Source organism: Xanthobacter versatilis, assembly GCF_043193975.1.
Classification (GTDB): domain Bacteria; phylum Pseudomonadota; class Alphaproteobacteria; order Rhizobiales; family Xanthobacteraceae; genus Xanthobacter; species Xanthobacter autotrophicus_E.
Genome location: NZ_JBAFVB010000002.1, coordinates 614,076 through 635,846, shown reverse-complemented (window position 1 = coordinate 635,846; position 21,771 = coordinate 614,076). Strand labels below are relative to the sequence as shown.

19 protein-coding genes are annotated in these 21,771 nt (G+C 69.0%); 13 read left to right on the top strand and 6 right to left on the bottom strand.

Annotated elements, in window-relative coordinates; all coding sequences use genetic code 11:
- Positions 1 to 94 precede the first annotated feature (94 nt).
- Positions 95 to 418 (top strand): DUF1127 domain-containing protein, encoded by a 324-nt coding sequence (locus V5F66_RS06570; RefSeq protein ID WP_012116622.1) that lies wholly within the window; start codon positions 95 to 97, stop codon positions 416 to 418.
- A gap of 224 nt (positions 419 to 642) precedes the next feature.
- Here the strand turns inward: V5F66_RS06570 and V5F66_RS06565 are convergent, their stop codons facing one another.
- The 3 genes from V5F66_RS06565 to V5F66_RS06555 form a co-directional block, all read right to left on the bottom strand.
- Positions 643 to 1,632: a DUF937 domain-containing protein gene (locus V5F66_RS06565; RefSeq protein WP_394000559.1), complete on the bottom strand. Its 990-nt coding sequence runs from the start codon at positions 1,630 to 1,632 to the stop codon at positions 643 to 645.
- A gap of 196 nt (positions 1,633 to 1,828) precedes the next feature.
- On the bottom strand, positions 1,829 to 3,673 hold the full coding sequence (locus V5F66_RS06560; protein ID WP_394000561.1) for a monovalent cation:proton antiporter-2 (CPA2) family protein: 1,845 nt from the start codon (positions 3,671 to 3,673) through the stop codon (positions 1,829 to 1,831).
- Between the two features lie 275 nt (positions 3,674 to 3,948).
- On the bottom strand, positions 3,949 to 4,521 hold the full coding sequence (locus V5F66_RS06555; RefSeq protein WP_394000563.1) for an invasion associated locus B family protein: 573 nt from the start codon (positions 4,519 to 4,521) through the stop codon (positions 3,949 to 3,951).
- 608 nt (positions 4,522 to 5,129) lie between these two features.
- On the opposite strand from V5F66_RS06555, the gene coxB reads away from it, so the two are divergent.
- The 9 genes from coxB to V5F66_RS06510 all read left to right on the top strand — a co-directional run bounded on the left by coxB (position 5,130) and on the right by V5F66_RS06510 (position 13,045).
- The gene (coxB, locus tag V5F66_RS06550; RefSeq protein ID WP_394000608.1) at positions 5,130 to 5,957 is read left to right on the top strand and encodes a cytochrome c oxidase subunit II; all 828 of its coding nucleotides are present in this window, start codon (positions 5,130 to 5,132) and stop codon (positions 5,955 to 5,957) included.
- 127 nt (positions 5,958 to 6,084) lie between these two features.
- A complete protein-coding gene (gene ctaD, locus V5F66_RS06545) occupies positions 6,085 to 7,707 on the top strand; it encodes a cytochrome c oxidase subunit I (RefSeq protein ID WP_012116617.1) in 1,623 nt (540 codons plus the stop codon).
- A 231-nt stretch (positions 7,708 to 7,938) separates the two neighbouring features.
- On the top strand, positions 7,939 to 8,886 hold the full coding sequence (locus V5F66_RS06540; protein WP_394000565.1) for a heme o synthase: 948 nt from the start codon (positions 7,939 to 7,941) through the stop codon (positions 8,884 to 8,886).
- Entirely contained in the window at positions 8,883 to 9,068 is a 186-nt protein-coding gene (locus V5F66_RS06535) for a hypothetical protein (RefSeq protein WP_012116615.1), read from the top strand. The genes V5F66_RS06540 and V5F66_RS06535 overlap by 4 nt, the downstream gene beginning before the upstream one ends.
- 85 nt (positions 9,069 to 9,153) lie before the next feature.
- Positions 9,154 to 9,765, top strand: a complete 612-nt coding sequence (locus tag V5F66_RS06530; protein ID WP_012116614.1) for a cytochrome c oxidase assembly protein — start codon at positions 9,154 to 9,156, stop codon at positions 9,763 to 9,765.
- 141 nt (positions 9,766 to 9,906) lie between these two features.
- Positions 9,907 to 10,740 carry a cytochrome c oxidase subunit 3 gene (locus V5F66_RS06525; RefSeq protein ID WP_012116613.1) on the top strand — a complete coding sequence of 278 codons (834 nt, stop codon included), beginning with the start codon at positions 9,907 to 9,909 and terminating at the stop codon, positions 10,738 to 10,740.
- Positions 10,741 to 10,837: 97 nt separating this feature from the next.
- Positions 10,838 to 11,224, top strand: coding sequence for a DUF983 domain-containing protein (locus V5F66_RS06520; RefSeq protein WP_394093497.1), 387 nt, complete (start codon positions 10,838 to 10,840; stop codon positions 11,222 to 11,224).
- Positions 11,221 to 12,003 carry an SURF1 family protein gene (locus V5F66_RS06515; protein WP_394093496.1) on the top strand — a complete coding sequence of 261 codons (783 nt, stop codon included), beginning with the start codon at positions 11,221 to 11,223 and terminating at the stop codon, positions 12,001 to 12,003. Before V5F66_RS06520 ends, V5F66_RS06515 begins: the two co-directional genes overlap by 4 nt.
- A gap of 193 nt (positions 12,004 to 12,196) precedes the next feature.
- A complete protein-coding gene (locus V5F66_RS06510; RefSeq protein ID WP_012116610.1) occupies positions 12,197 to 13,045 on the top strand; it encodes a MipA/OmpV family protein in 849 nt (282 codons plus the stop codon).
- Positions 13,046 to 13,212: 167 nt separating this feature from the next.
- Here V5F66_RS06510 and V5F66_RS06505 read toward each other — a convergent pair whose 3' ends face one another.
- Positions 13,213 to 13,593, bottom strand: coding sequence for a hypothetical protein (locus tag V5F66_RS06505; protein ID WP_394005410.1), 381 nt, complete (start codon positions 13,591 to 13,593; stop codon positions 13,213 to 13,215).
- Between the two features lie 18 nt (positions 13,594 to 13,611).
- A complete protein-coding gene (locus V5F66_RS06500; RefSeq protein ID WP_012116608.1) occupies positions 13,612 to 14,457 on the bottom strand; it encodes an AAA family ATPase in 846 nt (281 codons plus the stop codon).
- A 303-nt stretch (positions 14,458 to 14,760) separates the two neighbouring features.
- Between V5F66_RS06500 and dksA the strand changes: the two genes are divergently transcribed.
- Complete coding sequence (gene dksA, locus V5F66_RS06495; protein ID WP_041576138.1) at positions 14,761 to 15,177, top strand: RNA polymerase-binding protein DksA; 417 nt, start codon at positions 14,761 to 14,763, stop codon at positions 15,175 to 15,177.
- A 94-nt stretch (positions 15,178 to 15,271) separates the two neighbouring features.
- Here the strand turns inward: dksA and V5F66_RS06490 are convergent, their stop codons facing one another.
- Entirely contained in the window at positions 15,272 to 16,987 is a 1,716-nt protein-coding gene (locus V5F66_RS06490) for a flagellar biosynthetic protein FliO (protein WP_394053738.1), read from the bottom strand.
- 388 nt (positions 16,988 to 17,375) lie between these two features.
- On the opposite strand from V5F66_RS06490, the gene V5F66_RS06485 reads away from it, so the two are divergent.
- Together V5F66_RS06485 and V5F66_RS06480 are read left to right on the top strand one after the other, a co-directional pair.
- Positions 17,376 to 19,949: a hybrid sensor histidine kinase/response regulator gene (locus tag V5F66_RS06485; protein ID WP_394093495.1), complete on the top strand. Its 2,574-nt coding sequence runs from the start codon at positions 17,376 to 17,378 to the stop codon at positions 19,947 to 19,949.
- Between the two features lie 363 nt (positions 19,950 to 20,312).
- The gene (locus V5F66_RS06480) at positions 20,313 to 21,734 is read left to right on the top strand and encodes a DUF3300 domain-containing protein (protein WP_394053736.1); all 1,422 of its coding nucleotides are present in this window, start codon (positions 20,313 to 20,315) and stop codon (positions 21,732 to 21,734) included.
- The last annotated feature ends 37 nt before the right edge of the window (positions 21,735 to 21,771 follow it).

The window sequence follows — 21,771 nt, the reverse complement described above, 5'->3', positions numbered from 1 at the left end:
CGAAGCGGCGGGATACGAAATCGGGTGGCTCGAGGAGCCCCTGGGACCCACGAAAGGACTGTCCGCGATCCCCACCCCGGCAATGGAGATGAAGATGAGCGTTCATGGTGAAACCCGGAAGATTGCCTTTGCCCCCGCGGGCGAGATGCTGGCGGCCCTGTGCCTGGCGGCCGTCTCCCTGGCCGGCAACGTGGCAAAGACGGCGGGCGCCATCGGCCGCGCCATCGAACGTCGCAGCGTCATGGCCGAGCTTGCCGGCCTCGACGATCGCATGCTGCGCGACATCGGCGTGACCCGCGCCGACCTGCGCGACGCCACCTCCGGTCCGCTGCTCGATGACCCGACTCGCGTGCTCATCCTGCGCGCCACCGAGCGCCGTACCGCCGCAAGGCTTGCAGCCCGCGCACAGCAGCACTGAGGTTTTCGCGCAGGTTAAAGGAAACGGAAGCCGGTGGGTGTGACCCGCACGGACCAGAACATGAGTGGAGCGCGACCCGGCCGGGCGGTTTCAGGCCGTCCGGGTCGTCCCGAAAGATCCGGCGGGAACGCCCCTCGATTCCGCCGAAACTCGACCCGCGCCGACCGCAACCGGCGCGGGTCGTTTTGTGTCTGCGGGTACCGCAACGCCGCCCGGGCGCGGCGCTATTTCGCGTCGCGGCCGCCGGTGCGGCTCTGGGGAGATGGGCTGACGAGGCGGGGCCGCTCGGGCGGCTGGGTCTCGGCGTCCTTCACCGGCTGCGCGGCGGCGCGCATGATGTCGAGCCAGAAGTCCGGGATGGAATAGGCCCGCTGCTGCCCCTCCGTCCCCGGGAAAGCCGGCGGGAAGCCCTGCGCGAACAATTGGGCGAAGAAGTTCTGGAACGGCGCCAGCGGCGGGGGCGGTGGTTCCGGCGGCGGCGTGCGCGCGGGGGGGACGCCGGCCTGGGTCATGGTCTTGGTCATGGCGTTGACCACGTCCTGCCAGGCGTCGATCGGATTGGTGCTGCGCTGCTGCGGCGCCGGCTGGGGCGCGCGCTGGAACATCATCTGGGCATAGGCATCGGCCCAGGGATTGCCGGTGGCGAACGCCTTGGGGCTCTGCTCCGTCGCCGTGCTGGTGAAGGCCAGGAAAGCGTCGATGAACGGATTGCCGGAGGAGATGGGCGCGATGCGCTGCGTGGTCTGGCCGGGCATCCGGCTCAGCATGGCTGCGAGCATCTGCTGGAGCGCGCCGGAGGCTGCCAGCGACTTTGCCAGGCCGCCGACCACGAGGGTGGCGAAGCTCGGCATCATCTGCCGCACCAAAGTCACGCCGAGGCCGGTGGTCGATGCCACGTGCGCCGCCACGGCCCGGCTCACGTCCGACGAGCCAAACACCGTATCAAGGGCTTCGCTGCCGGCACGCGACAGCTCCGCCGGCGCGGCGGGCTGCTGGGTATAGAAGGCGCCGTAGGGCCCGCTGGTCATCAGCGCCATCAGCGAGGCGAGGGCTTCAGGAGACTGGGTTGCTTGTTTGAATGCCTCGGTGAAGGCCGGCATGACCGCCTCGGCCATCGCCTGGGCCTGCTGGGGCGACAGGCCGTACATCTGCCCGATATTCTCGAGCCCGTGGCCGCCCTGTGCTGCCCGGAGCATCTCCAAGAATTGATCCATACGCCCAACTCCGCAGGAGCGCGGCGTCCAGATGTGCGATCTGGCGAGCCTGTCCCATTTGCCGTTGCCCGATCGCGAACCCGGTGCTGCGACCTTACGCCATCGTCGCAGCGAAATCACGAAATGGTTGCAACAGCCTCGGGGCTATCCAAAGACTCTGCCGGCCCGGCCGCAGAAGCGTCCGGACGGCCAAGGCTCAGCCGGAGAATTCGGTTTCGTGGGACAGGATGTCCTGCGCCTCCGGGTTCAGCGGGCGGGCCGGCTTCTCGGGCTGGGTCAGGGGCTCGGGCTCCACCTTGTGGCCGCTGAACACCTCGCCACCCGCGAAGATGCCTTCCTCCAGCTGGCGCTCCAGACGGGCGCGGTCGCGCACGCGCACGTCGGCGATGCGGGCGGCAGCGGCGGTCTGCGGCACGCCCAGCGCCTCCAGGGTGCGGGCGCCGAAGGACAGGGCCGATTCGAGGGTCTCGCGCAGCTCGAAATCCACGCCAAGGCGCGCCAGCTCCATGGAATGCACCCGGTCGAAGCTGCGCACGAACAGCCGCGCGTTGGGAATGGAGGCGCGCACGATCTCGACGATGCGGTTGGCGTCCTCCTTGTTGTCCACGCAGACGCAGATGACTTCCACCGTCTCGGCGCCGGCGGCCCGCAGCACGTCGAGCCGGGTGCCGTCGCCATAATAGATGTGCACGCCGAACCGCCCGGCGGACTGGATCATCTCCACGTCCTTGTCGATGATGGTGACGGTCACCTCCTGGGCCAGCAGGCACTGGGAGACGATCTGGCCGAATCGGCCGAAGCCGATCACCAGCACCGAGCCGTCCGCATCGGCGAAATCATCCGCCGGCGGCTCGGCCGCCGGTCGGGCGAAGCGCGGCAGCAGCCGCGACAGGGCGGCAAACAGCAGCGGGCCGAGGATCATGGTGAGGGCGGCCAGGGCGATCAAAAGGTCGGCCTGCTCGGATTTCAGGATCCTGTTGTCGAGGCCCAGCGGGAACAGCACGAAGGCGAATTCGCCGGCGGACATGAGCGCCACCGCGGCGCGCATGGAATCCTGGGGAGCGATGTTGTCGGCCCGGAACACCAGATAGACGATCACCGACTTGACCACCGCCACCGCCAGCGTCCCCACCAGCAGGCTCGGGATATGGCCCAGCACCACGGTGATGTTGAGTGACATGCCGATGCTCATGAAGAACACGGCGAGCAGCAGGCCGCGGAATGCGTCCACATTGGCTTCCAGCTCATGGCGGAAGGTGCTCTCCGACAGCAGCAGGCCGGCGAGGAAGGCCCCGAGCGCCGCCGAAAGGCCCGCTGCCTCCATCAGGCCGGCGGCACCCATCACCACCAGCAGGGCGGCGGCGGTCATGGCCTCGCGCGCGCCGGAGCGGGCTAGCACGCGGAACAGCGGATTGAGCAGATAGCGCCCCGACACCACGATGACGGCGATGGCTGCCACCGCGATGGCGGCGGCGAGCAGGGTCGCCTTGGGATCGCGCGCTACCTCAGCCTCGCCGCCCGGCGCCAGCAGGGGCACCAGGGCGAGCAGCGGCACCACCGCGATGTCCTGGAACAGCAGGATGGAGAAGGTGCGCTGGCCATAGGGGGAGGCAAGGTCGCCGCGCTCGCCGAGCAGCTGGAGCGCGATGGCGGTGCCCGAGATCGACAGGGCGAGGCCGCTCACCACCGCCGCCGCCGCGCCGAAGCCGAGGCCGAAATAGGCCAGCAGCGCGAACGCCAGCGCCGTCAGCATGAGCTGCGCGGTGCCCAGTCCGAAGATGAAATGGCCCATGGACAGCAGGCTGGACGGCTTCAGCTCCAGCCCCACCAGGAACAGCAGCATGACCACGCCGAGCTCGGCGACGGTGGAGACCACCCCCGGATCGGCCACGTTGAAGCCCACCGGGCCGATGGCGATGCCCACCAGCAGATAACCGACGACCGGGGAAAAGCCGAGGCGCTTGGCGATGGGAACAGAGACGACCGCTGCGGCTAGGAATGCGAGCGCCGCGCCGAAAAGTGCGTGTTCATCCCCGTGCATCCAGCTCTCCCTGCCGGTCCCCGAAGCCACCGCCCCGGCGCCGCCCGGCCGCCGCTACTCCGCTCCGCTCCAGCTTTGTGCGCAGCAAGCATGTCCAAACCGTGCCAATGCTGCGGCGCAGCGATGGCTCTATGCAAGACATCTGTCACGGAATGATTCCGCGCCCGTCGTCTGCGCCCATGGCCGCCGCGCGCAGTCTGGCATATCTGCCCCGCGTGTTGGCGTCGCGCGTGCGTTGAAAGGCTCCCGTGCACCGGCCACCCGGCCGGCGCCGTTCAGCGCAGCGTGTCGAAGCCCGGGCCGAAGCCGTTGAGGCTGAGAGGGACGCCGATGCCTTCTTCCGGGGTCTGGAAGATGATGAAGGTGGCCTGCTTGCCGGCCTTGAGGCGGGCGACGAGGGCGTCGTCCATCACCACCTCGGCGACGCAGCCATTGGGCAGGCAGCGGACGAATCCGGCGCGGCCCACATCCTGGTCGTCGATCTTGAGTCCGAGGCCAGCCGGCAGCAGCACGCCGAGGGGCGCGAGCACGCGCAGCAGGCGGCTCTTCTGGTCCGCCGTCTTCAGCACGATGACGGTGAGGCCCACGTTCGGCCGGTCCTCGGCCTGAACCGACTGGAGCAGCACGCACTGCTCGCTCTGGGCGCCGGGGGGCGTGTCGCAGCGAATCTGCCACTCGCCATGCACCGACTTCACCACGCCCTGCGCGGCGGCGGGCTGTGCAGTGGCCAGGGCCGCCGCGAGCAGCGCGCCGAACAGGGAAAGCAGCGCCCCGGCTTTCGTCCCGGACCGGGCCCTCGCGGCATGGCCCGAAAGGAAGAGGCGGCGGGCAGGGAACGACAGGACCATCGCAAGCTCCGGCAGGGACCCGGCGGGCGCCAGGCAAACCTGCCTTATCTGATTTAGTGAACCAATGCCTTAATGGCCTAGCCATCCTGTCAACAATGCGGCAGCAGCGTGGCGCAGATGTATGCCGTGGGGATTCTCCCAAGGGGGCGTTTCAACCCTGGACGGTGCGTCATGCGGAAGGTATTTGGGCACTGAAGACGCGCGCCATTTTGTCTCCATGCCGTTGCGGCATACCCAGGTGCCGACCGCAAGCGCGGCAGCGGACGCGCAGGCGCCGGGCAAGGCGGCGCAAGGAGCTGTGCGGCACCCGGCTGCGGGTCTCCCGGATCGTCCCCCAATCCGCCGACTTATTGTCGCACCGAGGGCGAAGCTTGGGCGATTGCAAGGCGCACCCAATTATGTTTGATGAACTCTAGGGAGAGTGGCTGCCTTAAAAATCAGTGCACTTGCCAGCGGTTTCCGCCGGATGGGTAGCTCACTTGAACAAGTGGTCCGGACGGCGCGCCGCTGAGCGTGCAGGGCGGGCGCAGCACGTACGGTGGTTCAATCCGCCGGGCCAGGGAGAGCCGTTGAAGATGAAGTCGTTCCTCCGCTCCGCTGCCCTTGCCATGGGCACGTGCGCCGCGAGCCTGTTCGCGAGCGCCGCCTTTGCCGAGACCGGCCAGCCCTCGCCGTGGCAGATCAATCTCCAGGGTGCCGCTACGCCGGTGATGGAGCAGATCCACAGCTTCAACACGATGATGCTCATCATCATCACCTCCATCGTGCTGTTCGTGCTGGTGCTGCTTGCCATCGTGGTGGTGCGCTTCAACGAGCGCGCCAATCCGGTGCCGTCCAAGACCAGCCACAACACCCTCATCGAGGTGGCCTGGACCGTGATCCCGGTGATGATCCTCGTGCTCATCGCCATCCCGTCCTTCCGCCTGCTCCATCTTGAGCTGAACATTCCCAAGCCGGACATGACGGTGAAGGTGACGGGGCACCAGTGGTACTGGTCGTACGACTATCCCGACAACGGCGGCTTCTCCTTCGATTCCTACCTGGTGGCCGAGAAGGATCTGAAGCCGGGCCAGCCGCGCCTGCTGGCGGTGGACAATGAGGTGGTGGTGCCGGTCAACAAGATCGTGCGCATCCAGGTCACCTCGTCCGACGTGATCCACTCGTTCGCGATGCCCGCGTTCGGCGTGAAGATCGACGCCAATCCCGGCCGCCTGAACGAGAGCTGGTTCAAGGTGACCCGCGAGGGCATCTATTACGGCCAGTGCTCCGAGCTGTGCGGCCGTGACCATGCCTTCATGCCGATCGCGATTCGCGCGGTGAGCGAGGCGGACTTCGCGGCGTGGGCTGCCCAGGCCAAGGCGAAGTTCGCATCCGCGGCCGATGCCGCCGGCAAGCTGGCCGACGCCGGCGAGCCCGCCGGCGCTCTGGCGCGCTGAGACTTAGGCAGGCGCATGGCGCCGGCGCCTCTTTGAAATTGCGTCACCGGTCGCGGCCGGGGGCGGGAGCAGGCAAGCGACGGTGCGGCGGAACGGGCGCCAGTGCCGGCAGACAAGGATAGCGGGAATGGCCACCGAGGCAGTCACCCACACCCACGACGACCACGCCGACCACGACGCGCACATCCCCACCGGCTGGAAGCGCTGGGTCTTCTCGACCAATCACAAGGACATCGGGATCATGTACCTGATCTTCGCCATCGTGGCGGGGATCGTGGGCGGCATCCTGTCCATCGCCATCCGGATGGAGCTGCAGCATCCGGGCCTGCAGATCTTCTCCAATCCGCAGACCTTCAACGTCTTCACCACGGGCCACGGCCTCATCATGATCTTCTTCATGGTGATGCCCGCCCTCATCGGCGGCTACGGCAACTATTTCGCCCCGCTGATGATCGGCGCGCCGGACACGGCCTTCCCGCGGATCAACAACATCGCCTTCTGGCTGCTGCCGCCGTCCTTCATCCTGGCGCTGTCGTCGCTGTTCGTCGAAGGCGCGGCCGGCTCCAACGGCTTCGGCGGCGGCTGGACCATCTATCCCCCGCTGTCGTCCAAGCTCGGCCATCCCGGCCCGGCCATGGACCTTCTGATCTTCTCGCTGCACATCGCCGGCGCCTCGTCGCTGCTGGGCGCCATCAACCTCATCACCACCATCTTCAACATGCGCGCGCCGGGCATGACGCTGCACAAGATGCCGCTGTTCGCCTGGTCCCAGCTCATCACCGGCTTCCTGCTGCTGCTGTCGCTGCCGGTGCTGGCGGGCGCCATCACCATGCTGCTCACCGACCGCAACTTCGGCACCACCTTCTTCGACCCCGCGGGCGGTGGTGACCCGATCCTGTTCCAGCATCTGTTCTGGTTCTTCGGTCACCCCGAGGTGTACATCCTGATCCTGCCCGGGTTCGGCATCGTCTCCCACATCATCTCCACCTTCTCGCGCAAGCCCATCTTCGGCTATCTCGGCATGGCCTACGCCATGGTCGCCATCGGCGTGGTGGGCTTCGTGGTGTGGGCGCACCACATGTACACGGTGGGCCTGTCCAGCGGTACGCAGTCCTACTTCGTAGCCGCCACCATGATCATCGCGGTGCCCACGGGCGTGAAGATCTTCTCCTGGATCGCCACCATGTGGGGCGGCTCGCTGCAGTTCCGCACCCCCATGCTGTGGGCCATCGGCTTCATCTTCCTGTTCACCGTGGGCGGCGTGACGGGCGTGGTGCTCTCCAATGCCGGCATCGACCGCTCGCTGCATGACACCTATTACGTGGTGGCCCACTTCCACTACGTGCTGTCGCTCGGCGCCGTGTTCGCCATCTTCGCCGGCTGGTACTACTGGTTCCCCAAGATGAGCGGCTACATGATCCCGGAATTCTGGGGCAAGCTGCACTTCTGGGTCACCTTCGTGGGTGTGAACCTGGTGTTCTTCCCGCAGCACTTCCTCGGGCTCGCCGGCATGCCGCGCCGCTACGCGGACTATCCGGACGCGTTCGCGGGCTGGAACTTCGTCTCCTCCATCGGCTCCTACATCTCGGGCGTGGCGGTTCTGATCTTCCTCACCGGCACGGCGCTCGCCTTCATCCGCAAGGAAAAGGCCGGCGACAATCCGTGGGGTCCCGGCGCCAGCACGCTGGAGTGGACCCTGTCCTCGCCGCCGCCCTTCCACCAGTTCGAAGTGCTGCCGCGCATCAAGTGATGCCTTGGCCGCGCGCGGCCGTGACCTTCAGGAAGCCGCGGGCGACCGCGGCTTCTGCCACCTTCGGGATCCAAGGCGCAGCATCTGGCGCGTCTTGCCGGCGACGAAGGGTTTGACAGTGAGGTTCAAGGCGCCCGGAGAGGCGTGGGGAACCGCCAGACCGGTCCGGTCGGGGGCATGATCCTCCGGACGCACCGGGCTTGGGCCAGCAGAGTTTGAGGGAGTTTCGGGATGCGTGACGAACAAGCGAGCCTGACCAATCCCGAGCCGTATGCCTTCGCGGCGGCCGGAGAGGGACTGGCGTCGCCACGCGACTATTTCGAGCTCCTGAAGCCGCGTGTGATGTCGCTCGTCATCTTCACGGCGCTGGTGGGTCTCGTCCGCGCGCCGGGAGATGTGCACCCCATCATCGCCTTCACCGCCCTGTTGTGCATCGCCGTCGGCGCGGGTGCGGCCGGCGCCCTCAACATGTGGTGGGACGCGGACATTGACGCCATCATGTCGCGCACCCGCAAGCGACCGGTGCCGTCGGGCCGGGTCACGGCCCATGAGGCGCTGGCCTTCGGCCTCACCCTCTCGGCCTTCTCGGTGGTGGTGCTGGGGCTGCTGGTCAACGCGCTGGCCGGCGCGCTGCTCGCCTTCACCATCTTCTTCTATGTGGTGATCTACACCATGTGGCTGAAGCGCTCGACGCCGCAGAACATCGTCATCGGCGGTGCCGCCGGTGCGTTCCCGCCACTGGTGGCCTGGGCGGCGGCTTCTGGCACGGTGTCGCTGGAGCCGGTGCTGCTGTTCGCCATCATCTTCTTCTGGACCCCGCCCCATTTCTGGGCGCTGGCCCTCTACCGGGCGGACGACTACGCCCGCGCCGGCGTCCCCATGCTGCCGGTGACGGCGGGTCCCGACGAAACACGCCTTCAGATCCTGCTCTACACCCTGTTCCTGGTGCCGCTGGCCGCCAGTCCCGCCGTGCTCGGCTATGCCGGCTACGCCTATGGTGCCGTGGCGGTGCTGGCGGGGGCCTGGATGATCGCTCTCGCCTGGCGCGTCTATCGCCGCCGCGAGGGGGAGGCTGCCGTGAAGGCGGCAAAGGGTCTGTTCGGCTTCTCGATCGTTTATCTGTTCGCGTTGTTCGCCACACTCCTCGGCGAGGCGGTGATTGGTGGGCTGCTGCGATGAGCAAGGACAAGAAGACGCCGCGTCCCTCGCAAGAGGAGGGCGTGGTGCTGACGCCGGAACAGCTCAGGCGGCGGCGAGCGCGCAACATCGCCATCGCCTCATTGCTGGGGTTTCTGGCGGTACTGTTTTACGTCGTGACCATCGTGAAGCTGGGACCCAATGTGCTGAACCGGCCGCTTTGAGCCGCTCGGCCAAAGTGGGCGTTTCGCACGGGGCGTGATGACGAGGGAAGGGGATCGGGGGCGATCCGGACGGTGAGGGTGAAGCATGGACGCGGGCAAGGCTGAACGCAGGGCGGGCAATGGACGCCGCACCGACGGTCGCCGCCATCTGGTGGTGGCTGCGGCCTGTGCCGCCTTCATCGCCGCCATGGTGGGCGTCACCTATGCGTCGGTGCCGCTCTACGCCATGTTCTGCGCGCTCACGGGCTTCGGCGGCGCCACGCGGGTGGGCGCCGCGCCGACATCGGCGCCCATCGAGCGCGAGATCACCATTCGCTTCGACGCCAATGTGGCGCCCGGCCTGCCCTGGGCCTTCGCCCCGGTGGAGCGCGACGTGACGGTGAAGGTGGGGGCAACCAGCCTTGCCCACTACACGGCGGCGAACCGCTCCTCCATGGAGACCCACGCCAACGCGACCTACAACGTCTCCCCGCCCCAGGCGGGGGCCTATTTCGTGAAGCTGCAGTGCTTCTGCTTCGACGAGCAGACGCTGGCGCCGAACGAGAAGCTTGAAATGCCGGTGGTCTTCTACGTGGATCCCGCCATTGCGCAGGATCCGGACCTGAAGACGCTGACCGATATCACGCTGTCCTACACCTTCTTTCCCGCCAAGACGCCGGACAAGGCGGCGGCGCGGGCGAGCGGGACGGGGGGCTGACGGCGGCCCGCTCGGGAGCGGAGCCACCGGCTCGGGCGGGATAGGGATCGGGCGGCCCGAAGGGCTGTTCAACAGGAATGGGGCCATGCGCCGGGGATCCGGCGGGGCCTTCACGTGACAGGGGAAGGGAGGCCTATCGCGATGGCCGAGGCACACGTCAAGAAACACGATTACCACGTGGTCGATCCAAGCCCGTGGCCGATCATCGGCTCGGTCTCGGCGCTCATCCTCACCGCTGGCGCTGTGGTGTGGATGCATGGCGGCACTGCCATCGCCATGGTGGTGGGCTTCCTCGGCGTCCTCTACACCATGTTCGGCTGGTGGCGGGACATGGTCCATGAAGCCCGCTCGGGCTTCCACACCCGGGTGGTGGATCTGGGCCTGCGCTACGGCATGATCCTGTTCATCGCCTCCGAGGTGATGTTCTTCGTCGCCTGGTTCTGGGCCTTCTTCGATGCCTCCCTGTTCACCAGCGAGGCCATCAACTACCAGCGGCTCGAGTTCACCGGCGGCGTCTGGCCCCCCAAGGGCATCGAATCCCTGGACCCGTGGCACCTGCCGCTGCTCAACACGCTGATCCTGCTCACCTCCGGCACCACCGTCACCTGGGCCCACCATGCCCTGTTGCACGGCGACCGGCAGGGCCTGAAGTGGGGCCTGTGGTGCACCGTGCTCCTCGGCGTGCTGTTCTCGACGCTGCAGGCCTACGAATACGCCCACGCCCATTTCGCCTTCGCGGGCAACATCTATGGCGCCACCTTCTTCATGGCCACGGGCTTCCATGGCTTCCATGTGATCGTGGGCACCATCTTCCTCGCGGTGTGCCTGCTGCGGGCCTATCAGGGCGACTTCACCCCCCAGAAGCATTTCGGCTTCGAGGCGGCGGCCTGGTACTGGCACTTCGTGGACGTGGTGTGGCTGTTCCTCTTCACCTTCGTCTATGTGTGGGCGTCCGGCGGCTCCGCCGGTCACTGACCAATCAGGCAGGGCGGGGGCGGCATGCCGAACTCGCCCTGTCTTCGCTCCGTACCGGGACGATAAGCACGCCCGTCCGGACGCAAGGAAATAGATCATGCCCCTGGACCCTTATTTCGCGCCGATCTCCCCGTGGTCGGCCGGTCTTGGCTGCCACTGCCCCCGATGCGGGCGCGGGCCGCTGTTCAAGGGGTTCCTCGATCTGGCGCCGTCCTGCAGCGCATGTGGGCTCGATTATGGCTTTGCCGATTCCGGTGACGGGCCGGCGGTGTTCGTCATTTTGTTCGGCGGCTTCGTTGTGGTGGCGCTGGCCTTCTGGGTGGAGGTGACGTTCGAGCCGCCGCTCTGGGTCCATGCGATGCTCTGGATACCCGCCATCCTCTTGGTGACGCTGGGACTGCTGCGCCCGTTCAAGGGCGTGATGGTGGCGCTGCAATATCGCAACAAGGCCGCCGAGGGGCGGCTCGATTCGCACACGCCGTGAGCGCTGCGCCGGACTCCGCGACCGGGCGCGCGCGGCGGCCGGGCCGCGGCCTGGTGGTGCCCGCACTTGCCGCCCTGGTGGCCTTCCTCATCCTGATCGGCCTCGGGACCTGGCAGCTGGAGCGCCTGGCGTGGAAGGAAGAGCTGCTCGCCCGCGTGGACGCGCGTGTCCATGCGCCGCCCGCGCCTGTTCCGGCCCCGGAACTCTGGCCCAGGCTCAGCCGCGAGGCGGACGAGTATCGCCGCGTTCGGGTGAGTGGCACCTTTGATCATGGGCGGGAAACCCTGGTCTATACGGTGCGCGGCGAGGATACGGTGGGTCCCGTGAAGGGACAGGGCTATCTCGTTGTGACGCCGCTGCTGCGCCCGGACTGGCCGCCGATCCTGGTCAATCGCGGCTTCGTCCCGTCCGACCGGCGCGATCCCGCTTCCCGCGCCGCCGGCCAGGTGGCGGGCGAGGTGGAGGTGGTGGGCCTGCTGCGTCTGCCGGAGGAGGCGAGCTGGTTCGTGCCGGCCAACGATCCCGCCCATGGCAGCTTTTTCCGCATGGATCCCGCCGGCATCTCCGCCGCCCGCGGCCTCACGGGCGCGGCGCCCTTCGTCATCGACGAGGAGGCGAATGCCGTGCCGGGCGGGCTGCCCCTGTCCGGCGGCACGCGCCTCGCGTTTCCCAACCGCCATCTGGAATATGCGCTCACCTGGTACGGCCTCGCCGCTGCCCTGGTGGGCGTGACGGCCGCCTTCCTGTGGACCCGGCGCCGCAGCGGGGGACCGGGCTGAGACCGGGGCGTCATACGCTCCGCGGTGGAATAGGCGTTGCCCTTTTGCAACGGTGCGCCCGGCATCGCCGGCAAGCTCTTGACGCAACAGGCCGTTAGCCATCTTCTCTGAACAGCCCGGACGGTGTCGCCGCGTTGGGGATTTACAAACGGCTCGGCCGCAGGATGGCCGCGGTTTCAGTCAGAGGTCATCCATGCATCGGTCGCTGCGTTTCGCCCTTCTCGCCACGGTGTTTTCCGTGGGCGGGCTGGTTCCCGCCACGGCGGCCGACCTGTTTTCGCCGCCGCCGGCCACCCCGGTCGCGCCTTCGGCGCAGGAGGACTGGTATCTGACCATCGGCGCTGCCGGCCAGCTGGAACCCAAGTACCCTGGTTCCGATGACTACACGGTGCGCCCGGGTCTCATCTTCTCCATCAGCAAGGCGAGCCAGCTCAACGTCTTCCGCAGCGTGGACGACAACCCCTCCATCGCCCTGCTGGACACCGGCACCTTCCGCGTCGGCGCGGTCGGGCGGCTCGACTGGGGGCGCAACGCGAGCGATTCCGACATTCTGACCGGTCTTGGCGATATCGGCGTCTCGGTGGAAGCCGGCGGCTTCGCTGAATGGTACGTGACGCCCTGGCTGCGCACCCGCGCCGAGCTGCGCTACGGCGTGGGCGGTTTCGAAGGCATCCGCGGCCTGCTCGGCGCCGATGTCATCGTGCCCTATGGCCAGTGGCGCTTCGCTGTCGGCCCGCGCCTGACCTATGGCGGCTCCGGCTATATGGAGACCTATTTTGGTGTCACGCCGGTGCAGGCGGCCGTGGCCACGGCATTCGGCAATCCCCTGCCGGCCTACAGCGCGGGCGCCGGGTTCGACCTGGTGGGGGCCACCGCTCAGCTCACCTACAATTTCCGCAATGGCTTCGAGGCCGGTGTTTACGGCACCTACGGCCACCTGCTGGGCGACGCCTCGTCCTCGCCGCTCACCACCGATGCCAACCAGTTCATGGCCGGCGTCTCGCTCAGCTACACCTTCAACATCGGCAAGGCCTGGTGGTGATCGGGCGCCTTGCGCCCGGAAGCGTCCCTGTCTTTGTCACGAGAAGGCGCGTGGGATAGCCTGACTGTCGCGGTGCTCGCCGCGACCTGACGGCTGATCCCGTCCCGACGCTGCTGGAATCAGTCCGCGCGCGACTGGCGCGCGGGGCAGTGTGCTCGGGCCAAACCCTAGGCGCCGCCGCTGCCGGAGTCGGCGCCGGAATCCGGTCCGTTCCCGCCGTGGCCAGTCCTGTGGCCGGCGTCGGCCGATTCGCCCCCGCTTTCCCCCGCGTGCTGACGCGCCGCCTCGACGGCCAGGATGAAGGCGCCGCCCGCGGCTGCCGCGGCAGCGCCTGAAGCTGGCGTGCCGGATGACGGCTCCACAGCAGGTGCCGGCGCATCATGGCCTTCCCGCGCCATGCCGAAATCGGCAGGGGGCCGGCGCGCCGGCGTGGCGGGCGCGGCCTGTCGCTCCGGCGCCGCCGGGTGCTTGGTCCGGCGCAGGGCGAAGAACATGGCGAGCGGCACGCCGATCACCAGCAGCGTCACGAGAAAACCGATGGCGTCCATGGGGCGGATGAGGCTCCGTCAGCGCTGCTCGCGGCGGGCAAGGAAGGCCAAGCGCTCGAACAGGTGCACGTCCTGCTCGTTCTTCAGCAGCGCGCCGGCCAGCGGCGGAATGGTCTTGCGCAGATCCTGCTGGCGCAGCGTCTCGCTGTCCACATCCTCGGCGAGCAGCAGCTTCAGCCAGTCGATCAGCTCGGAGGTGGACGGCTTCTTCTTCAGGCCGGGCACCTCGCGCAGTTCGTAGAACAGACGCATGGCCTCGCCCACGAGCCGCTGCTTGATGCCGGGGAAATGCACCTCGACGATGGCGCGCATGGTCTCGGCGTCGGGGAAACGGATGTAGTGGAAGAAGCAGCGGCGCAGAAAGGCGTCGGGCAGCTCCTTCTCGTTGTTGGAGGTGATGATGACCAGCGGGCGCTGGCGCGCCTTCACCTGCTCGCCGGTCTCGTAGACGTGGAACTCCATGCGGTCGAGTTCCAGCAGCAGGTCGTTGGGGAATTCGATGTCGGCCTTGTCCACCTCGTCGATGAGAAGCACCGGCCGCACGTCGGAGGCGAACGCCGTCCACAGCTTGCCGCGGCGGATGTAATTGGTGATGTCGTGCACCCTCGGGTCGCCGAGCTGGCTGTCGCGCAGGCGCGCCACGGCGTCGTACTCATAGAGGCCCTGCTGGGCCTTGGTGGTGGATTTCACGTGCCATTCGATGAGCGGCGCGCCGAGCGCTGCTGCAACCTCCTGCGCCAGCACGGTCTTGCCGGTTCCGGGCTCGCCCTTCACCAGCAGGGGGCGTTCGAGCACGATGGCGGCGTTGACCGCCACCTTCAGGTCATCGGTCGCCACATAGCTCTGCGTGCCCTCGAAACGCATGGATACCCGTCCTCCCGGCGGCCATCCCGCCGCAGTGCAGCAGGGTCGGGGGCGGGGCGCGCCGCGTCAAGCCCCGACAACCCTGTGATGCCGGTTGTCGGAAACCTGCGGCGTCGATATAAGCGCCCCCGACAATGGAGCGTCATTCCTGTCCGGGAGGGTCCGGCTCCGCCGGCCAGATCGCCAGGAGGCTGCTTCAGGTCGTTGACGCGGCAAGGTTCGCCCGGACCCTGCATCCTTGGGATGCAAGGGTCCAAAGCGACACGGCGCCAGGGTCAGCGACGCATATTGAGGACCTTGCTGATGTCGATCCAAATCGACGAGGACTATCGGCCCCGCGAGGACGAGCCTTTCATGAATGACAGGCAGCGCGAATATTTTCGCGTCAAGCTGTTGCGCTGGAAGGAAGATATCCTGAAGGAGGCCCGCGAGACCCTGCAGCACCTTCAGGACGAGAATCAGAACCATCCCGATCTCGCCGACCGGGCCTCGTCCGAGACCGACCGGTCCATCGAGCTGCGCGCCCGCGACCGCCAGCGCAAGCTCATCGCCAAGATCGATGCCGCGCTCCTGCGGATCGAGGACGGAACCTACGGCTATTGCGAGGATACGGGCGAGCCCATCTCGCTGAAGCGCCTGGAGGCCCGTCCCATCGCCACCCTCTCGGTGGAGGCGCAGGAGCGGCACGAGCGGCGCGAGCGGGTCTATCGCGACGACTGACGCCCCGACGGGCGCCGTCTTCGGTTTCATCGCCGCCAATCAAAAGGCCGGCGACGCATGGCGTCGCCGGCCTTTTTTATGCGTGGCGTTCGGTTCAGTGCCCGCGGGCGCTGCTGCGACCGAGCAGGTCAGCCATCTCGGCATCGAAATCGTCGAGCGGATCCTTCGCCTTCGGCTCGGGCGCGGGGGCCGGGGTGTCGGCCAGAGCGTCGGCGGCCTTGGGCGCCACGGACGGGATGAAGCCGGGACGGGCCGGGACCTCCTCGTCCACTTTAGACTCCAGCTGGGCGTCGGCCTTGATCTCGGCTTTCACCTCGGGCTTTGCATCGCTCTTGGCCTCGCTCTTGGCCTCGATCCCGATGCCCGGACGGGGCAGGACCGGGGTGGCCTCGATGGGGCGCAGCGGCTCCCGGGTGATCTCGCGCAGGGCCGGCGGCTCGCGGCGCGGCGCGTCGAGGGCGGGCGCCTCCCGGCTGGCGGGCTCGCGGGGATTGGCTTCAACCGGGCGGAACGCGAACTCCCGGGGCCGCAGCGGCGGCTCCGAGCGGGCCGGAGCGGCCGGGCGGACGCCGTCTTCCGACGGGCGCTCGATCCGGGGCAGGGGATCGAGGCGCGGGCGCATCTCCTCGCCGCCGCGCGGCTCGGGACGTGACCGTGACTGGTAGAGGAAGCGCGAGAGCGGCCGGTCGGAGGGGCGCACCTGCGGGCTGTCGATGGCGGGTTCCGGATTGACCACGGCCTCGGGCGCCGCCTCAGACTTGTGTTCCACCCGGGGTTCCACCTTGGGCGCGGCGTCCTGGGGAGCGGATTCCGGCTCGGCCGCCTTTTCGGGGGCCTCGCCGAGCAGGTCGGCAAGGCTCAGCTGGGGTTCGGCTACCGTAGGGGTGGGCTCGACCGGCTCGGGATGGGCCAACGCCGCATCGAGCCGCTGGGTTAGCTCGTCAAGGCGCCTGTCGGTGGTCGGGGCGGGCGCTTCGGAGCGGGAGGGCTCCATCCGGAGGATGGGTGCCGGCTCGAGTCGCGCGGGCGGCGCGAGCTCGATCTCGGGCGCCTTGCGGGCCTCCACGGCGGCGGGCCGGACGGCTTCAGGCTCCACCGCCGGTGCGGCGGCGGTCAGGGGCGCGTGCGGCGCAGGCCGAGGGGCATACGCAGGAGCGGCGGGCGGCGTGATGGCAGGGGGCTCGACGGTGGGGCGCAGGGACGGCCGGGGCGCCGGGGAGGGATTGTCGCCGCGCAGCAGGGGCCGGCGGGAGGGCAGGGGACGACGGTCCTCGCGGGGCTCGGCGAGAGGCGCTGGCGCGACGGCGGGTGCCGGCGGAGCCACGGCCACCGCAGGGGCGGGCTCTGGCGCCGGCAGGGGCGCGGTGACGCTTTCCGCTGCGAGAGCGGCGGGAGCCACAGGCGCGGCGGGAGGAAGGCCACGCCGGCCGGCGGGTCGCTGCAGGGCCGGGGCTTCGCGGGAGGCGGCGATGGCCGGGGCAGGCGCGGGCGCGGCAGAGGCAGTGGGGGCCTCATCCTCGACGGCGATCTGGTGCTCCACCACGATGTCGCTGCTGCCGCCCACGAGCAGCAGGTGCTCAACCTCGTCCCGGCGGACCAGGACGAGCCGACGGCGCTGATCCACCGCGACACTGTCCAGAACCGCGAGGCGGGGACCGGCGCGCCCGCTGCGGACGGGGCCGCGCCCACGGCTGGTGAGGCGTCGCATCACCAGCACTGTCACGGCCAACAAGGCGCCGATCACGACGACGGCGATCGCCAAGCGGATCGGAAGCGCGAGCTGGGAACCGAACAACTGCTGTAGCATCATGCCTCCGCTCTGATGTAAGGGCGTTTCGTGTGCCTGTGGACCACGAAACGCAATTGGGGAAACCCCCATGCCGACGACGGCGGCGCTCTGCCTCTTCGTCACCGGCTCGATGTGTGCCAGCTTCGGACCCGCACACGCCGACCGGCGCATTGGCTGTGATCCTGAAGCTCGAGGCCTAAGCCTTTGTTGATAATCATGGCAGGAATTAAGTCGTGCGCGCATTTGGCGGCAGAATGCGGGCCTGGCTTCAGGACTGTTCCGGCCTGTCCCAGCGGAAACTGATCCGTTAACGCATTCTTTTATCTTGGGTTTAGGGGCAGATTTACCAATTGGGCCGATTCACCCTCGTGGGATCGGATTTTCGGTGTGGCGGAGCAGAGCGACTGCAATGAGCGGTGAGCGAGCGACGGAAAGTGGCGCTGGCAGGCAGGTGGTGCGCAACCGCGCGGGCGCCAAGCCGTCCGGCCGGGTTGCGCGCGGGGTGCTGGCCCTCGCCGCCGCGCTGGCCGGCGGCTTCGCGGCGGGGGTGGTGCTCGGCGAGGGCACGAATGCGCTGCTCTCGGCCCTCGTGGCCGCGCTCGCCGTGGTGGGCGCCTTCGAGCTGGTGCTCGCCGTGCGGCGCACGCTGACCGGTGGCGAACCGGAAGATCCCCTGGCGGACGCCGCGCTTGCCGCCTCCGGCGACGCCATGGCGGTGGTGGAGGATGGCGAGCGGGTGGTGCAATCCAACGCCGCCTATTTGCGCATGTGCCGCAGCGGGGTGGATGCACCGCCCGTGCCCGAGCGTTTCCTGGCGCGCATCCCCGGCAGCCAGCCCATGGTGGGCGAACTGCTGAACGCCGTTGCCGCCGCGACCATGGCCACGAGCGCCGTCGCCTTCGCCACCGGCCCCGGCGGCCGCAGGCTGGAGGTGTCGGTGCATCCGCTCGGCTCGCCGCGACGGGTGCTGTGGACGCTGCGCATGGCGGAGGACATGCAGGACATGGCCGCCGCGCCTGCTGCCGCTGTCGCGCCGGCGAGCGGGGCGGTGGACGTGCCGCACACCCCCGACGTGGTGCCGGGGGCGGACCTCGTCTCCGTATGGGAACGGGCGCCTGCGGGCTTGCTGCATCTGTCCGGCGGACGCGTACTGGCGCCCAACCTGACCCTGTGCCGCATGCTCGGCTATGCCCTCGCCGACTGGGGCCCGGACGGCCGCGACGTGCGCGAGGTGGTGGCACCCGACGATCTCGGCGGTCTCGAACAGGTGCTGGCCGTGGGAGCGGAAGCCGCCCTCAAGGTCGCGCTGACCCGCAAGGACGGCACGCGCTTTCCCGCCATCCTGCGCCTCGCGCCGACCCAGCCCCCGGCCGACGGCATGGTGGCGGCCGCCGTGCCGCTCGACGCGCTCGTCGACCTCCTGCCCGCGCGGGAGGGCGTAGCCCGGTCCGTAGCGGCGCAAGCTCCTGCTGACGGGGCTCCTGCAACCAGTGCTCCTGCGGCTTCATCGGACCTGTTCTTCCTCAACGCGCCGCTGGCTTTGGCGCTGGTGGACCCGGCCGGGCGCATCCGCGCCGCCAACGCCGCCTTCGCTCGCCTGTTCGGCCGCGATGCCGCCGGCCGGCCCCTCGCGGCCCTGTTGGCTGACGCTGCCGGTGCCGAAGGCCTTCTGGCCGGCGCGGTGCACGCGGGCGAGCCGCCCGCGCCGTGCGAGGTGACCCTCGCCGGCCCGGCCGGCCGCTCCGCCCGGCTCTACGCCGCCGCGCTCGGTCCGGACGGGGGCGGCGACATCGCCTTGTGCGCCATCGATACCAGCGAGCAGAAGCAGCTGGAGGCGCAGTTCGCCGAATCGCAGAAGCTGCAGGCGGTGGGCCACCTGGCGGGCGGGGTGGCGCATGACTTCAACAACATCCTCACGGCGATTCTCGGCTATTGCGACCTGCTGCTGGTGAAGCACCGCCAGAGCGACCCGTCCTTTCCGGACATCATGCAGATCAAGCAGAACGCCAACCGGGCCGCCGGCCTGGTCGGGCAGTTGCTCGCCTTCTCGCGGCGCCAGACCCTGCTGCCGCAGGTGATCGAACTCACCGACGTGATCTCGGATGCTGCCGCCCTTTTGCGCCGCCTCATCGGCGAGCGCATCACGCTGGAGGTGCAGCACGCCCGCGACCTGTGGCCGGTGAAGGTGGACAAGAACCAGTTCGAGCAGGTGATCATCAACCTCGTGGTGAACGCCCGCGACGCCATGCCCGACGGCGGCACGCTGACGGTGCGCACCGCCAATGTCCCGGCGGCCGCCTCCACCGCCTACGGGCAGCGGCTGCCGGAAGGCGATTATGTGCTGGTGGAGGTGGCCGACACCGGCACCGGCATTCCGCCCGAGGTCATGGGCAAGATCTTCGAGCCCTTCTTCTCCACCAAGGAGGTGGGCAAGGGCACCGGGCTCGGCCTCTCCACCGTCTACGGCATCGTGGAGCAGACCGGCGGCACCATCCTCGCCGAGAGCACGCTCGGGGAGGGCACCACCTTCCGCGTGTTCCTGCCGCGCCACACGGGCGCGCTGGAGGAGGAGCCGCCGCGCCCCGCCGAGCCGGAGCCCAAGGTCGCCGACCTCACCGGGCAAGGGCGGGTGCTGCTGGTGGAGGACGAGGACGCGGTGCGCGCCTTCGCTAGCCGCGCGCTGGCCAATCGCGGCTATGAGGTTCTGGCGGCGGCGAGCGGCGTCGAGGCGCTCGAGCTGTTCGAGTCCTCCGGCAAGGTGGATATCGTGATTTCCGACGTGGTCATGCCGGAGATGGACGGGCCCACCCTGCTGCGGGAATTGCGGGCGCGCGACCCCGCGCTCAAGGTCATCTTCATCTCGGGCTATGCCGAGGAGGCGTTCGCTCGCAACCTGCCGCCCAGCGAGCGCTTTTCCTTCCTGCCCAAGCCGTTTTCCCTCAAGCAGCTGGTGGCGGCGGTGAGCGAGACGCTCCGCGCTTGACCCGAGTAGACGGGGCCTTTGGAATTTCGCATTGTCTGCCTCGTGCGGGCCTTGGTGGCGGCCAATCGGGCCGCGCCCCGGCTTCTGCACCAACCTGCCCGGCCACCTGACGTTTGCGTTCTCAGGCGTCCGGGGACAAGGGAGGTCATCATGGCAATGTCCGGTCGTCGCCGGGAACTTGCGGGGTGGTCGCGACTCGCGGTCGCATTGGCATTCGGGTGGACCACCAGCGTCTATCCGGCCCTGGCGCAATCGCCGCCGCCGCCCGAAGCGGGGCAGCCGGCCGTTGCCGCGCCGCCACCACCTGCCGTCGCTCCCACGCCGGAGCCCCCCAGTCCTGCACCTCCCATGCCGGCGCCCCCCATGCCGGCACCGGATGCGGGCGCCGCCGCGCCGCCCCCGGCCGCGGGGCAGGACGCCCAGCTGCGCTACACGCTTGCCGAGCTGGAGACGCTGCTCGCCCCTTACGCCCTCTATCCTGACAGCCTGCTGGCGCAGTTGCTGCCGGCGACGGTCTATCCGCTGGATCTGGTGCAGGCCCAGCGCTGGATCGAGCGCAACAAGAGCGCGGTGAAGAAGGGCGACTTCTCCGGCGCCGACACCCAGAAGTGGGATCCCTCGGTGAAGGCGATGGTGCGCTTTCCCTCCGTGGTCGCGAAGCTGAACGAGGATCTGGAATCGACCCAGTCCATCGGCTTCGCCTTCGTGACACAGCCCGAGGACGTCTCGGTGGCCATTCAGGCGCTGCGCGCCAAGGCCGAGGCGGTGGGCTCGCTCAAGACCAACGACAAGCAGGTGGTGACCCGGCGCGAGGAGGGCGGGCGCAGCGTGGTCTACATCACCTCCGCCGACCCCACCGTGCTCTATGTGCCCGAATACGACTATTCGACCATCTACACCGCCGCCGGCGTGGGGCTGCTGGCCTTCGGGGCGGGCGTGCTGGTCGGCAATGCCTGGAACAATTCATGGAACTGGGGACGCGGCTGGGTCTATCCGCCGGTGTGGCCCGGCTATCCCGGCTGGCGCCCACCGCCGCCGCCCCCTCCGGGTGGCTGGCCGGGTGGTCCGGGCGGCTGGCCGGGCGGCCCTGGTGGTCCAGGTGGTCCAGGTGGTCCGGGCGGTCCCGGCTGGCCGGGAGGCCCGGGCGGCCCGGGCGGTCCGGGTCATTGGGGCGGCCCCGGCCCGGGGGGCGGCCAGCCCTGGAAGCCTAATCCCGGCAAGCCGCTTCCGGGCAAGCCGGGTGGTCCGGGCGGTCCGGGTAAACCCGGAGGCCCCGGCGGCATCGGTGGTCCCGGTGGTCCGGGTAAACCGGGCGGTCCCGGTGGCATCGGTGGTCCGGGCGGACCGGGCAAACCCGGAGGTCCGGGTGGTCCGGGATTTACGGGCGGTCCCGGAGGGCCGGGCAAGCCGGGTGGCCCCGGCGGCGCTGGAGGAGTCGGCAAGCCCGGCGGTCCCGGCGGCGCGGGCAAGCCTGGCAGTGCGGGTCAGTATGGAGGCTCCGGCAAGCCGGGCGGTTCCGCCAAGACCGGCAGTTCCGGCAAGGCTGGCGGTGCGGGCACGAAGCGCGGCTCCAGCGGCGTGAAGAAAGGTTCGTCCGGTGGCGGATCGCAGATGAAGAGGAGCGGTGGCGGCGGGCGACCGCCGTCCGTCCATCCGCAGCAGATGCGGTCCGGCGGAGGAGGGCACCCCGGCCGCGCGCCGCAGATGCGCTCTGGCGGCGGACCGAAGGGTGGTGGCGCGGTAAGGCCGCGCGGTGGTGGCGGCGGTCGCGGCGGGCGTCGCTGACGCCATGGCCTGAAGGGCCGTTCGATCCCGACCGGCG

What these genes read in the sequence shown, in the direction of transcription:
- V5F66_RS06555 (WP_394000563.1), bottom strand. Translation starts at nt 4,521, where the DNA reads ATGGTCCTGTCGTTCCCTGCCCGCCGCCTCTTCCTTTCGGGCCATGCC.
- coxB (WP_394000608.1), top strand. Translation starts at nt 5,130, where the DNA reads ATGGGCACGTGCGCCGCGAGCCTGTTCGCGAGCGCCGCCTTTGCCGAG.
- dksA (WP_041576138.1), top strand. Translation starts at nt 14,761, where the DNA reads ATGTCGATCCAAATCGACGAGGACTATCGGCCCCGCGAGGACGAGCCT.
- V5F66_RS06480 (WP_394053736.1), top strand. Translation starts at nt 20,313, where the DNA reads ATGCCGGCACCGGATGCGGGCGCCGCCGCGCCGCCCCCGGCCGCGGGG.
- V5F66_RS06490 (WP_394053738.1), bottom strand. Translation starts at nt 16,987, where the DNA reads ATGATGCTACAGCAGTTGTTCGGTTCCCAGCTCGCGCTTCCGATCCGC.
- ctaD (WP_012116617.1), top strand. Translation starts at nt 6,085, where the DNA reads ATGGCCACCGAGGCAGTCACCCACACCCACGACGACCACGCCGACCAC.
- V5F66_RS06560 (WP_394000561.1), bottom strand. Translation starts at nt 3,673, where the DNA reads ATGCACGGGGATGAACACGCACTTTTCGGCGCGGCGCTCGCATTCCTA.
- V5F66_RS06510 (WP_012116610.1), top strand. Translation starts at nt 12,197, where the DNA reads ATGCATCGGTCGCTGCGTTTCGCCCTTCTCGCCACGGTGTTTTCCGTG.
- V5F66_RS06520 (WP_394093497.1), top strand. Translation starts at nt 10,838, where the DNA reads ATGCCCCTGGACCCTTATTTCGCGCCGATCTCCCCGTGGTCGGCCGGT.
- V5F66_RS06500 (WP_012116608.1), bottom strand. Translation starts at nt 14,457, where the DNA reads ATGCGTTTCGAGGGCACGCAGAGCTATGTGGCGACCGATGACCTGAAG.
- V5F66_RS06485 (WP_394093495.1), top strand. Translation starts at nt 17,376, where the DNA reads ATGAGCGGTGAGCGAGCGACGGAAAGTGGCGCTGGCAGGCAGGTGGTG.
- V5F66_RS06535 (WP_012116615.1), top strand. Translation starts at nt 8,883, where the DNA reads ATGAGCAAGGACAAGAAGACGCCGCGTCCCTCGCAAGAGGAGGGCGTG.
- V5F66_RS06505 (WP_394005410.1), bottom strand. Translation starts at nt 13,593, where the DNA reads ATGGACGCCATCGGTTTTCTCGTGACGCTGCTGGTGATCGGCGTGCCG.
- V5F66_RS06540 (WP_394000565.1), top strand. Translation starts at nt 7,939, where the DNA reads ATGCGTGACGAACAAGCGAGCCTGACCAATCCCGAGCCGTATGCCTTC.
- V5F66_RS06530 (WP_012116614.1), top strand. Translation starts at nt 9,154, where the DNA reads ATGGACGCGGGCAAGGCTGAACGCAGGGCGGGCAATGGACGCCGCACC.
- V5F66_RS06525 (WP_012116613.1), top strand. Translation starts at nt 9,907, where the DNA reads ATGGCCGAGGCACACGTCAAGAAACACGATTACCACGTGGTCGATCCA.
- V5F66_RS06570 (WP_012116622.1), top strand. Translation starts at nt 95, where the DNA reads ATGAGCGTTCATGGTGAAACCCGGAAGATTGCCTTTGCCCCCGCGGGC.
- V5F66_RS06565 (WP_394000559.1), bottom strand. Translation starts at nt 1,632, where the DNA reads ATGGATCAATTCTTGGAGATGCTCCGGGCAGCACAGGGCGGCCACGGG.